We start from the raw sequence: 12866 nt of genomic DNA on the forward strand, positions 1-12866 counted from the left end.
TATGTCGTCGTGAGTGCGAAAACGGTCGTCGGGGAAGAGTTACTGATCCATCCAGACGTTCGAGCCTTCGGTGTCGGCGTTGGTGTTGTTTCGGTCGCCGTAGAGGTATGGGTTATACGTTGTGACAGGGTGTGTTTTCAGTCTCTCGACGTAGTCCTTCACGCCCATCGACACGGAGGTGTAGTACAGCGGGAGATGGACGCGGTCCTCGATGAAGAGGTCGATCGCCTCGATGTACATCTCGCGGCGCTGTTCGCGGTCGGTCGTAACTCGGGCCTCGGCCAGCAGTTCGTTGAACCGCTCGTTGTCGTAGTACTGCCCTTGGAACGCGCCGTCCATGTGGAGCAGTTCGTACATGAAGCGGTCCGGTTCGGGGGCACGCGTCCAACCAAGCAGATAGATGTTGACTTGGCTGGCGTCGCCAGAGTCGAACCGGTCGAGCATCGTCGCGAAGTCGAGATACTGGACCTGCGCGTCGTAGCCAGCCTCCTGAATACCGTTGGAGATGGAAACCGCGACCTGTCGGCGTTTCTCAGTCGAGGAGACGATGATGTTACAGGTCCAGTCGTCGGGGACGCCAGCGCTCTCGAACAGCTCTTGTGCGCGGTCGATGTCTTTTTCGGCCCAGCTGTTGGTCCATTCGTCGAGGGGCATATCCCACGCTTCCGCGACAGAGGCGGGTAGCGGGCTGTGGATCCGACCCCCGCCCGGCTTGATGTACTGGTCGATGGCCTGATCGAGGTCAACGCAGTGGTCGATGGCTAGCCGTACGTCGCGCTTGGCACACTCCCCTTCGTTCTGGTTGAACGCGGCGAACTGATAGCTCAACGAGGGACCCTCGATGACGTCCGCATCGGGCATCTCTTGGATGGTGCTCCAGAATTGGGGTGGGATGCGGTTGATCGCGTCCTGCTCGCCGGTCTGGAGCTGCGTCACACGGTTGGTAGGCTCATTAATCGGCGTAAACCTCACCTCGTCGAGGTTGGGGCTGCCGCTGCCCCAGTAGTCGTCCCAGCCGACCATCGTCACGTGGTCGTTCTCCTCGAAGTCCGTCACTTCGAACGGGCCGGAACCGACGAATGTGTCGATACCGAACCCCTCGGGGTCCTCCTCGCGGACGCTCTTCGGTGCGACCGGGTGTGCGATGGCGTGGAGGATCGGGACGTACGGTTCGTTCAGTGTGAAGTGAGCGGTCTGTTCGTCTTCGACCTCGATGGTGTCGACAACGCTAAAGTTCGAGGAATAGCTGGTCTGCTCCTCGACAGTCGCCTCGAACGTGTACTTCACGTCCTCTGCGGTCACAGCGTCCCCGTTGTGGAACGTCGCGTCGGCGTCGAGGTTGAGCGTGAACTCGTTACCTTCGAGGGTGGGAATCTCCTCAGCCAAGATCGGGACGAGGTTGGTGTTCCGGTCGTACCCAAGTACCGGTGAGTATACCAGGTTCTTCAGCATGATCGAATAGTTCCCGCCGTTGTTGTTGACGGGGTCGAGCTCCACCGGTGACGACGTCTGGGCGAACTTCAGCGAGCCCCCACGGGTGGCCGTCGACGTCTGTCCGTCTGTGTCGCCGTCCCCGGAAGAGCTGGAATCGTTATCAGTCGGCGTCTCAGTGTCATCACCACCAGTACAGCCCGCAACACCTACGAGGCCGGCCGATGCGGCGGCCTGGATAAACTTCCGACGGTTATCTTGCCAATCATTCTCAGGCATAGCTATAACGATTCACCAGTCTTATATAAATGTTTGTCTCAGGCGACCTGTTGTCCTAACATAATTAACTGATTCCGAACAGCTTATAACATAAAAATATTAATTGTAGAATGCCGAATAAAACTGTGCTGTCGCTAAGATGACGGCAATCCGGATTCGGACCTCCTTGGTACTGCTCCGCCAGGCTGGCCGGCGCCACATCTGCCACCGTGTTCTGGGCGTTCTACCGGTAGAATGTCACGTACGAGAAACTATTACAGAGGGGGTACTGAAGATGCGGTATGGATGGGAGACTCTACGAGGGCGGAAAGCCATCGCTATCAGGCGTCGACGCCGCCATCGTCGACGACGTGTCGGCCGACGAGCCGTGGTCGCTCGTCGAACGGTTCGCCGAACTCGAGCGCGTCTCGGGCACCGAAGGCGAGCGGTCGGCGGCTGCGTACGTGACGGATCGGCTCGACGGGTTCAGCATTGACCACGAACTGTTCGAGCCGTCGCTGTATCTGAGCACGCCCCACGGGGCTAGCATCGAAACCGACGACAGATGGACGGCGGCGTCGGCCAAGACGGTCTCGTTCTCAGCGAACGGCACGGTCGGGGGCGACCTCGTTTACGTCGAGAACGACGACGAGATGGAGTCGATCGAGTCCATGCTCTCGGTTTCGCTTGACGGACTGCCGTCAGACCTCTCCGGAACCGTCGTGCTGAGCGAGTCGATCATCCCGATCAGCGCGATCGGTGAGCTGTCCGACCGAGGGGCCGAGGCGTTCATCGGTATCCATCCCCATGAGCGCGAGCCGCACGAGGGAATCGTCACCCCAGTCTGGGGCGGCGCGCCGCCGTACGAGGACCGTGAGCGGGTTCCGGACTTGTTGGTCGCAAACGTCTCCGCGAGCGACGGCCGCAAACTCCGTGAGAGAGCCGCGAACGGGGCCGAAGTTACCGTCTCCGCCGAGACGACGACCGAGTGGAAGGCTGCGCCGCTGGTGGTGGCGAAGATCCTCGGCGCAGCTGCGCCGGCCGTCGACGAGTTCGTGCTGGCACACGGCCACATCGACTCGTGGCACGAAGGCGTCACCGACAACGCGACCGGCGACGCCGCCCTTCTTGAACTAGCCAGAGTCCTTCACGACCACCGCGAGGAGCTCCGTCGAGACGTGTGGGTAGCGTGGTGGCCCGGCCACTCGACGGGGAGATACGCCGGTTCCACGTGGTTCACCGACGAGTTCGCGGCTGCGCTGGCTGAGCGCTGCGTCGCACACGTGAATGTCGACTCGCCGGGCGTCGCCGACGCGACTGCGTACGACGAGCGCGTGAAGTGGATGGCCGCGGTCCACGACGTCGCGGTCGGTGCCATTGAAGATGTGAGCGGTAAGGCGACCGCGGAGTTCCGGCCGGCGCGTGCCGGCGATTACTCGTTTAATAACCTCGGGGTGCCGGGAATGTCTCTCCAGTCGAGCATCCCTGAGCCCGTCCGCGAGGAACGGGGCTACCACCCGGTCGGCGGCTCGGGCGGCCACGCCGACGCATGGCACCTCACGACGGACACGATCGAGAAATTCGACCCCGACGTGCTCAAGCGGGACACGGAAGTGTACACTCTCGCTACGGCCCGGCTGAGTCGAGCCGAACGCCCCGCTGACCCGGTTCGGGCCATCGACCGGCTCGCGTCGGTCGCCGCGGAGTACGACGCGGCCAGCGGCTTCGACCTCGGCCCGGTGATTGACGAACTGGACGAGCTCCGGGGGGCGACGATGGCGTTCCTCGACGACGCCGACGGCTACCCCGACGCCGCCGATAGGCTGGTGAAGCGGGTCACCCGCCTCCAGTTCGTCACGGAGGGCGAATTCAAGCAGGACCCGGCCGAGAGTCGCCCGCCGTTCCCACGGCTCGCGCCCGTCGAGCGGCTCGCCGATCTCGACGGCGACGAAGAGCGGTTCCTCGAACTCCAGCTCCAGCGTGCGCGAAACGATATTCTGGCTGAGCTCCGACGGCTGCGCCGGTCGCTGTAGGCGACTCCGCCGTCGTTACAGGGGAAGTTCTTTACGCAGAATCAAGGAGAAAGCCTCGCGCTTCAGCGTAGGGAGGATGTCAACGGTGGTCGGGAGTGGTGAAGTGATTCGGTTCGCAGCCAACATTCCGACTGCTGCCGGCGCGTCCGAGTATTCCACGTTGGCGTTCTGTGACCCGATCTCGTGTGAGAAACAGCGGTCGTTCGCCCTGGCCACCGAGGCCCCGGGGTTCGACGGCAGCGGCGTCCCCGACATCTGCTCGCGGGTGACAACGCGACAGCCGAGTATTTCACGACGCTGACCGCGCTCGCGGAGGCAACCGAGGCCGTGACGCTGCCCCCAGAACGGTGAAAAACAAGCTTCGCCACGACCCCCTGTTCGCGAAGGTGGGCGCCGACCTTGGTGCCGACGGAGTCGTGCTCGGGTTCGTGACTTCCCCGAAGCGACCGGCGTAGAACTGTTCGCCGACAAGGTCGTCTCGGGGTTCTACCGAGCCCTCGGGGTGGCTGCGGGTCCTCGCTTCTGCGCCCCTGAACGGACCCGAGTACGCCTACACCCGATCGTCGAGGAACGACTCGACGGCGTCGGCGGCCTTCCCGACGCGCTGTGCGAGCTTCGAGACGCCGCGGACGGCTTTCGTCCGGGCGAACCCCTCTCGCGGGCCGGCGCGGTCCGGGAGCGACTCGGCGACCCGGAGGTACGGGAGTAGTTCGTGTGGCAGCGCCGGGTCATGCTCGTGCGCCGGTGCCTCCATGTACAGCGCCGGGATGAGGAGGTTCCCGAGCCGGACCTGAACGTCCTCGACGGCGGTTGCGACGCCGTCGGCGTCGACGTCGTTCGCGACCGCGACCAACTCCTCAAGAGCGGCGTCAAGCCGGTCGAGGCGATCGTATACCGGCTCGAAGTCAATCTCTCCCTCGGCCTCGGCGTCAATCTGCTCGGTGAGGGTGCGGATCTCCGTCGCAGTTTCCCGGTAGTCGTGAGGGAGTACTGGGGAGTTCGAGAGCCGGGAAACGATGGCCGCGTACAGTCGGGCCTCCTCCGCCATCAGGTCGAAGTCGACCTTGTCGCGGGTATCTTCGGGCGTGTGCCACCACCAGCCGCCGCCGACGGGGCCGCCGTCGTCGTGGTCCCCGCTAAAGCGTGCGCCGGAGAGCAGCGAGGCGAGCCCCGCGCCCCAGAACGACTGGTCGGAGTTCCGGCCCGGCCGACTGCCGTCGCCGAGCAGCCCGCCGTCATCCCCTGCGACGTCGAGCGGGAGCGGCCCGTCCTCAAGCACGTCGAGATGTTCGTCGCCGACCTCGGCCATATGCTGTGCCCAGAGGTGGTCGGCGCCGTTGAGGCCGTTCAGGTCGAGGTGGATGTATGCGATCCCGTTCTCACGGAGGTCGAGCCAGTTCTGGTCGGCGTACCGGGCGCTCCCGGCGTAACGTCCCATCGAGTGGCCGGGCCAGAACCCGACGACGACACCCCGTTTGGGCGGGTTCTCGGCGAACACGCGGACCAGCTCCATCGAGGCGGCGACCGCCGTGGCGTTGTCGGTGACGCCTTCGTGCCACGAGTCGATGTGGTTGCCGATGACCGTGTAGCGGTCGCTCTCGGTGCCCTCGATGCGCGCGACGGGGCACGGTAGTTCCCGCTGCTCGGTCCGTGCTTCCGTCTCGACTGTAATTACGACGTCGTCGCCGGCTAGCCGCGCCGCCAGCCACTCGCCGTCGACTTGACGTATCTCCGCCACCGGCAGGTCGGGGAGCTCGTTGACGTCGTCCACCGACGGCGATCCCCAGATGGGAGAGACGATCATCTCATGGAGCTGTCCCGCTGTCGGCGACTGGAACACGGCCGCACGCGCACCGGCCTGGTCGATGGCCCGCACGGCTCCCGGCGTCGGGAGTCCCTGCGTGAAGACAATCTTCCCCACCACATCGGGCAGGTCGGTCGTGCTGTGGCCGACCGAATCCACGGCGACCAGTTCGCCGCTGACCCCGCCTGGGGGCGTGTTCGCACTGAATGCGGTGGTGATGGAGTCGTCGATGCGCTTCCGGACCGGGGTGGTGACGGTTACCGTCGCGGACACCGGGACACTCGTGTACGCCTCCACCGTCTGTAGTTCGGCGTCGACGCCGTCAGCGGCGAGTTCGTCAACGATGTACTCGGCTGCCTCCCACTGGTCGTCCGTCCCGGGATACCGCCGGAGGTCTGCCAGCGCGTCGATATGCGCCTCCAGCGCACCCCGGTCGATCTCGTCGACGAGGCCGTCTTCCGTCGTTCGGTCAACTGTATCAATCACACGCATAAGGAGGAGAGTAGTAAAATAAGCCTGACGGGACCGGGTCCGGTTTCCGCCAACGAACCGTGCGAAAACTGCGTGTTTCGACGGCGATCGAGCTGCTTACCAGTCGAGCGATTCCCAGATCGCCGCCGCGCGGAGCGCAGTCGCGTCGGCGCCTCGCCGGGCGACGAACTGTAGGCCGACCGGGAGCCCATCGTGTGTGCCACAGGGCACCGATACCGCTGGGTTACCGGTGAGGTTGAACGGCCCCGTCGTCCGGACCGCTTCGTCGAGTGTACTGTCCTCCAAGTAGTTCTCGCCCTCCCACACCGGCGCGACCATCGGCGTCGTCGGCCCCGCGAGCACGTCGACCGTCGAGAGTGCCTCGGCTACGCCGGCTGTCACCAACTCCCGGGCACGCTGAGCTTTCGCATAGTACTCGGGTCCGTCTTCAGCGAGAAGGTACTGACCGTAGAGGAACACATCCGTGGGGTAGTCGCCGAGTTTGTCGGACCGATCAGCGAGCGCTTCCTTGACGGCCGTCGCGAACGTCGGGTCTGCGACCGAGCGTTGCCAGAAGTTTGTCCCGTCTCGCTCAACGTAGGCGGCGAACTCGGTCATCGCGATAGCCCACCACGCCGGGATGGCGTATTCGAAGTTCGGGATTGACACAGACTGGACGGTCGCACCAGCGGCCACGAGGTCGTCAACGGCCGCCCGCACCGTCTCGTCGACGGCCGGGTCACCGCCGAACAGCTCCTCGGGAACACCAACGGTGAGTGATTCGACCGCACCAGTGTCGATGTCGTCAACCGTGCCGACGTATCTTTCGGGGGTCGACCCGTCCGTGGCAGCATCATGTGGGTCCGGCCCTGCGATCGCGTCAAGTGTTCGGGCGGCATCCTCTACCGTGTCGGCGAGCACACCGATTTCGTCGTTGAGCTTCGAGAACTGGACGAAGCCAGTCAGGGGAACGAGCCCCCGGCTGGGTTTCACGCCGACGACGCCACAGAACGACGCTGGGAACCGAACAGAGCCACCGGTGTCACTCCCCAGCGCGACGTCCACAAGGCCGTCAGCGACAGCGACCCCGCTCCCGGCCGAGGAACCGCCGGGTTGGTGTGAAGAGTCAGTGGGGTTCCGCGCCAACCGGAACCGCATTGTCGCCGCGTCGCCGCCGAGGGCGAACTCGTCCATGTTGGCCTTCCCGCGGATTCGTCCGCCCGCATCCAAGATTCGCTCGACCACAGTAGCATCTTCGGCCGGGACGTGGTTCTCGAGCAGCGGCGACCCACAGGTCATCGGGAGCCCCGCGACCGCGATATTGTCCTTGACAGCAACTGTCAGGTCCGATAGGACGCCATCGTCGGTTCGGCGGAGGTCACAGCGTGTCAGAAACGCCGCGTTTGGGTCGGCCGCCTCGTCCGGCTCCCAGTACTCCCGATCCGGCGTCGTTGCCGCCTCGAGGTCGTCGAGACGGCCGACGATGTTATCCTGTGCCTCGATGGCGGCTGCCTGCTCTTCCGGGTCGAACCGGCTCGGGTCGAGTCGTGCTCGTTCGGCGTACCGACCGATGTCGTCAGCCGTGACACTTGGCTCGTCGTTCATGAGAGATGTTCACAGCGGACGCATCAAATAGCTTCGCAGGCGACGGGTTGCCTGAGTCGGGGCGGGCCGGTCCCGTGGGCATCGATGTCCTGTTCCGAAGCCGTCGCAGACTCTGGAGTTGACTAGCCCCCCTCGTGGCTAATAGTCGTCGGCCGCGACCTGTGTCCCACTCAACAGGTCACTGAATTCTCGAACTCCGGTACGAGGTACGTCGCCGAGCTCTAAGCGACGTCGTGGCCCGCCTACCCGGCCGCCGTCTCGAGTACGAGGCCTGCGAGGTTGGGGAACCGAACGCGAACACGCTCCCTGATCTCGCCGTGGCCCTGGGCGGAGGAGAGGCTCATGTAGCCCGGAAACAGCGTCTTGGCGTCATTCTCCACGACCGGTGCGGTCCCCTCGCGCACCATGCGTTCGACGGTACCGGGCCAAGGCCACCCGCCTCAATCACTGTCACCTCAACATCGTTGAGGTGAGTTCGTTCGCGACTCGCCTGCGTCGTTCCTTCTCCTCGCCCAACAGGCCACCTCTAGGGACGGGATAGCAGACATCGATCGTCAGGCACCACCCGTTGTAACGTCCGTAACGATATCACGTGCCCGCTCAAGTTCACTGATGACGGTGTTCTGTTCACGAGTAAGCTGCGTCTCGACGAACTTCGCCTCGTCACCGTCGACGATCTCAAACTTCCGAGCGACCGAGTATCGTGGGAACGGTTCACGGCCAGTTGCAGAATCCTGCTCAAACTGGCCACGTTCGACCAAGTAGAGCCGTGTCAGTACCCGAGAGAGCGACTTGATGGCTTCGTTGGCTGTCACCGGTTCGATCTCGCCGGCCCGTGCGGCCTGTTGGAACGCATCGATCTCCGCTTCTAGCGTGTCGAGGCGATCGACCGTCGGCGAGAAGTCGAAGTGGTCACCGGCAGTATCGTCGTAGCGTTTGACGGCCTCCCGGAGCTTCGCAGCGTTCCGAGCGTGGTCGAATGGGAGCACATCCGCGTTCAGAACGCGAGCGACTGAGACCAGATACACCCGGATGTCCCGTAGGAGTTCCTCCTCGCCTGCTTTGTCCATCGTGTCCGTCGAGACGTGCCAAGCGTCGGAGTTGCCGCCACAGCCGCCAACACTGTGGTATCCACGCTGCTCACGTATGTCCGCTGGAATACTCGAGGAAAGCATAAAGAAGCCTGTTATCCCGAGGTTGTCGAAAGAATAGTCGCCCGCACGGAACGGGAACTGCTCGCCGTACGGCGCGCCCGTTACGTCGTCGATGACCTCGCCCACAAGGTCGTGAGCCTCGGGACACCAGCAGGACATGTCCTTGTACTCAGTCGCGTCCTTCGCGCCTGGGCTGTCCATGTTGACCTGTGCGACGCAGTTCTCTGCCAGCTCTTGGGCGAACTCGTCGGCGTACCACGTCGACCCGGCGTACCGTCCGGTCGAGTGGCCTGGCCACCATGCAACTCTGAGGTTACGCTCCAGTTTGTCGCTGTGCTCCTCGAATACCCGGGCGGCCTCGAGGAGGCCGGCGTCGCCGGTGGCGTTGTCGGTGATACCGACGTACCACGAGTCGTAGTGCCCGTGGAGGAGGGCGAAATCGTCGTTGTCGGGGTCGGCCTCACCCTCAATCTCGGCTACAACGACAGGACACTCCATCCACTCGGTCGTGAGATCGGTCGAGAGTTCGAGTTCCAGTCCCACGTCGCTCTCGGCCCACTTCATCAGCGTCTCGCCATCAGGGCTGTTGACGTTCGCGATCGGTACGTCCGGGATCTTATTCCGTTCGTCGTAGCGGGGCGCACCGCCCCAGATTGGTGTAGCGATGCCGTTGTGTGGCTCGCGGTCGTGTTTGTGGATGGTGATGACGCCGATAGCGCCCTTTTCAGAGAGTTTGCTCACCGCGCGGATCGAGAGGCTGCCGGCTTTTGCCAGCGCGATCTTCCCGGTCAGGTCGCCCACATCGTGGTACGGTTCCCGGGGGTCGTTGTCGTTCGCGAGCAAGTCACCGCCTGCGGCGCCAACGTACTCGACAGGGCCGGAAACGGTCGTCGAATCCGAAAAGGAGACTGTCTTGACAGGTCCGGACTCGAACTCCTTGTTGAGGGTCTCAATTGTGGCGTCATGTGGCTGGCTGATGTACAGTTCGGGTTCGTAGCGTTCGTAGGTGACCCCGGTGGCGTCGAGTCGATCGCAGACGTAGTCGGCAGCCGCGACCTCGTCCGCACTCCCGGAGACGCGGTTCAGCGTGGAGAACTCCTCAAGAAGATTCCACGGCTCGTCAAGCGATGCCTCATCGTAGAGACGCTGTTCGAACTGGCTGAGGGCGTCTCTGTTGGTGGTCGGTCGGCTCATTGTAGCTCGCATTCGCTGGGTGGATAGGAGCTAATATAAACATTGGTACGTGTTTGCACGCCGTTCACTATGGTGAGTAGGTGACCCTCCCGTCGTTCCCGTGGGAGGTCCAGTTCGCCGCGATAGATGGTATCAAGTAACGTGAAATAGAGAGATAAGTATGGAGTTCGCCCTCAACGTGCCCGTCTGTGCGGGTAGCTCGGAGTACAGTACGCTCGCGTTCTGCGACGAACTATCATGGGGCGATCAGCGCGATTACGCTAGGACTGTCGAGTCACTTGGGTTCGACGGCCTGGCAGTTCCTGATCACATAATGGCTGGTTCCGGGCCGACGACTGAGGGGTTCTCGACGCTCGCCGGCCTTGCGGGCGTCACCGAGGACGTTTATCTCTACCCCAAAACGTTCAACGATCAACTCCGCCACGGCCCCCTGCTAGCGAAGGCACTCGCGCAGTTGGACCACGTCTCCGAGGGGCGACTGAAAGTGGGGCTTGGCGCCGGCTGGAAGCAAGACGAGGCGGAAGCGTTCGGCTACGACTGGCCCAGCGCGCCTGAGCGCTTACGACGGCTCGAGGAGACTATCGAGGTCTGTGAGGCGCTTTGGACCGGTAGTAATGTGGCGTACAACGGTGATTTTTACCAGCTCGACAACGCCGACGGCCGCCCCCACCCGATCCAAGATCCGCACCCGCCGATCATGGTCGGCGGGGGCGGCGAGGAGTTCACGCTCCGCATCACCGCTAAGCATGCCGATACGTGGAACTACTGGGGAGATCTTGAGATGCTGCGCGGCAAACTCGACGTGTTACGAGATCACTGTGAAACCTATGAGACCGACTTCGAGGCTATCGAGAAGTCGTGGTTCGCGCGGTGTGTGATTCGAGAGACGGAAGCAGAAGTCGAGGAAATTCTTGACGCAGTCCCACGGTTCCGCCCCGAAAACCTAGACGACGACGAGTTCCACCTCGTGGGTACACCTGAGCAGGTGGCAGCGGACCTCGAACGCTATCGCGACGCGGGCTTCGAGGAGATCGTTCTCGAATTCGTCGACTTTCCCGACGCCACCGGGCCGGAACTGTTCGCGAAGGAGGTCGCCCAGCAGTTCGACTGATCGTTAGTCGCTGCCGCTGGCCATCGGGGAACATGTAAGTCATCTCATGCCGATCTCCGCGTATGACCGACGCAGCAATCGTGACGGGTGCGGCGAGCGGTATCGGACGCGCGACAGTCGACCAGTTGCGGGAGCGCTACGACCTCGTCGCTGGCATCGATATCGACGACGCCATAGATGAGGTTGCCGCCGAGTTTGACGATGTGGCGGGATACGTCGCCGACGTGCGTGACCACAAGCGCGTCCACGGGATCGTCGACGATGTGGAAGGACAGGGCGACGTGGTCGCGGTCATCAACAACGCCGCAATCTCCCGCTACGAGTGGATCGGTAACCTCGGCCCCGAAGAGTGGCAGGAGGTACTAGACGTGAACCTCACCGGGCAGTACAACCTCGTTCACGCGGTCGCGCCGCGGATGTACAAGCGCGAGCACGGCGCGATCGTGAACGTCTCCTCGGGTGCTGGGAAGCGCGGGTCCGCCAGCGGCGGAGTCCACTACTCTGCCTCGAAGGCCGGCATCTTCGGGCTCACAAAGGGGTTGGCCAAACAGCTCGGTCCCCACGTCCGGGTGAACTGTATCGTCCCCGGCTTGATTGATACACCGCTGACGACTGGCTCTGGGCTCTGGACTAATGAAGAGATTAATGCATTCACCGACGATGTACCGCTTGGCCGCCTCGGCCAGCCCGAGGAGGTCGCAGCACTGATCGACTTCCTTTGTTCAGAACGAGCCAGCTATATGACCGGCGCAGTCGTCGACGTAGATGGCGGAGCGACACTTTAATGCCCGCTATCGCATAGTGAAGAACGAATTGGTCGTTTCCTACACCTGCTGGAGCCGGTGTTGGGGTCACGTAACTCCGCGAATTAGCGTAGTTTCTGTGGACCATTCCTGACGTTGAGTTCCATCGACGCCTACAACGGCTGAGTTCCGGGAGCGGTTCGCGAGGCAGCGCCGGTTTATGTTCATAGTCGCGACAACTAATATACACCGCTGGCAAGAACTCGTCTCTTAGGATGATCTGGAGATCATCGGGCGGAACATCCCGCTCGTTCTGGCGGTTGAGCCAGTCCGAGAGAGTTCTGAGTAGGACGAGAACCGTCGAATCAGATATATCGTGCTGTGCGACGATTGGTTTAATGAGCGAAAGAACACGTTCCAATCGAGACGGTGCTGTGTGATCGAGAGCTTGACTCGATACAAGTGTTTCAGACGCTCTCAAACCCTGATGTGAACTACCTCATCCCGAAGCGAGTCTCCAGTTCCGAACAGGATGTACTCGAACAAATAGAGGAAGACGACCAAGAGGTGGCTGTTGAGTCGGCTTCTGTCCATGTAGAATCTGGATCGTATCCAATGCGGCTCCTATACGTACCGTCGACGAGCAAAGAGGGAACGGCTGTCTTCGCGACGAATCTTCGAGTCGGTCCCGAGGAAGCCGAGACAATCTTTCAGCGCTACAGCCGCCGGTGGCAGATCGAGAGTGAGTACAAATCGATCAAAGGTGACTTTCTCGCCAAGACCTCCTCGAAAGACTACCGCGTTCGCCTGTTCTACTTCGTGTTCGCAGTACTCCTATACAATATCTGGCGGCTGACCGACTTCCTGCTGAAAGCAGGTGTCGACGAGGAGATGGACTACGCGCCTGTGATTACTGCGGGTGAGTGTGTTGAGCTCGTTGCCTCGGCGTTGATCCCGCACGACTAATCGGCTGAGCTCTCGCTGGGTCCGCCGCTCAAGAGTGACAACCGTATCCAGCAGCGCCAAAATCCACGCAATTTCGTACGCTCGTCTGGTAGTTCG

8 protein-coding genes and 1 pseudogene are annotated in these 12866 nt (G+C 62.5%); 4 read left to right on the forward strand and 5 right to left on the reverse strand.

Translation table 11 applies throughout. From position 1 onward, the window contains the following. Nucleotides 1-39: 39 nt before the first annotated feature. Nucleotides 40-1497, reverse strand: a complete 1458-nt coding sequence (locus EXE51_RS06195) for an ABC transporter substrate-binding protein (protein WP_158413880.1) — start codon at nucleotides 1495-1497, stop codon at nucleotides 40-42. A gap of 494 nt (nucleotides 1498-1991) precedes the next feature. On the opposite strand from EXE51_RS06195, the gene EXE51_RS06200 reads away from it, so the two are divergent. Continuing rightward, nucleotides 1992-3722, forward strand: a complete 1731-nt coding sequence (locus tag EXE51_RS06200) for a M28 family metallopeptidase (protein ID WP_094583304.1) — start codon at nucleotides 1992-1994, stop codon at nucleotides 3720-3722. A 550-nt stretch (nucleotides 3723-4272) separates the two neighbouring features. Here the strand turns inward: EXE51_RS06200 and EXE51_RS06205 are convergent. From EXE51_RS06205 to EXE51_RS06215, 4 genes are all read right to left on the reverse strand, one after another. Beyond that, nucleotides 4273-6012, reverse strand: a complete 1740-nt coding sequence (locus EXE51_RS06205; protein ID WP_137692249.1) for a M28 family peptidase — start codon at nucleotides 6010-6012, stop codon at nucleotides 4273-4275. Between the two features lie 102 nt (nucleotides 6013-6114). After that, complete coding sequence (locus tag EXE51_RS06210; protein ID WP_137692250.1) at nucleotides 6115-7602, reverse strand: amidase; 1488 nt, start codon at nucleotides 7600-7602, stop codon at nucleotides 6115-6117. A gap of 242 nt (nucleotides 7603-7844) precedes the next feature. After that, nucleotides 7845-8009, reverse strand: coding sequence for a hypothetical protein (locus tag EXE51_RS17510; protein ID WP_158413881.1), 165 nt, complete (start codon nucleotides 8007-8009; stop codon nucleotides 7845-7847). Between the two features lie 147 nt (nucleotides 8010-8156). Beyond that, entirely contained in the window at nucleotides 8157-9950 is a 1794-nt protein-coding gene (locus EXE51_RS06215; RefSeq protein WP_137692251.1) for a M28 family peptidase, read from the reverse strand. Between the two features lie 160 nt (nucleotides 9951-10110). Between EXE51_RS06215 and EXE51_RS06220 the strand changes: the two genes are divergently transcribed. The 3 genes and pseudogenes from EXE51_RS06220 to EXE51_RS06230 all read left to right on the forward strand — a co-directional run. Then, on the forward strand, nucleotides 10111-11061 hold the full coding sequence (locus EXE51_RS06220; protein ID WP_094583307.1) for an LLM class flavin-dependent oxidoreductase: 951 nt from the start codon (nucleotides 10111-10113) through the stop codon (nucleotides 11059-11061). A 62-nt stretch (nucleotides 11062-11123) separates the two neighbouring features. Continuing rightward, nucleotides 11124-11846 (forward strand): SDR family NAD(P)-dependent oxidoreductase, encoded by a 723-nt coding sequence (locus EXE51_RS06225; RefSeq protein WP_094583308.1) that lies wholly within the window; start codon nucleotides 11124-11126, stop codon nucleotides 11844-11846. Nucleotides 11847-12084: 238 nt separating this feature from the next. Next, a pseudogene (locus EXE51_RS06230) lies at nucleotides 12085-12770 on the forward strand (transposase); the annotation flags it as partial. Nucleotides 12771-12866: the final 96 nt, after the last annotated feature.

It is taken from the genome of Halorubrum sp. CGM5_25_10-8B (assembly GCF_005435095.1).
GTDB lineage: Archaea > Halobacteriota > Halobacteria > Halobacteriales > Haloferacaceae > Halorubrum > Halorubrum ezzemoulense.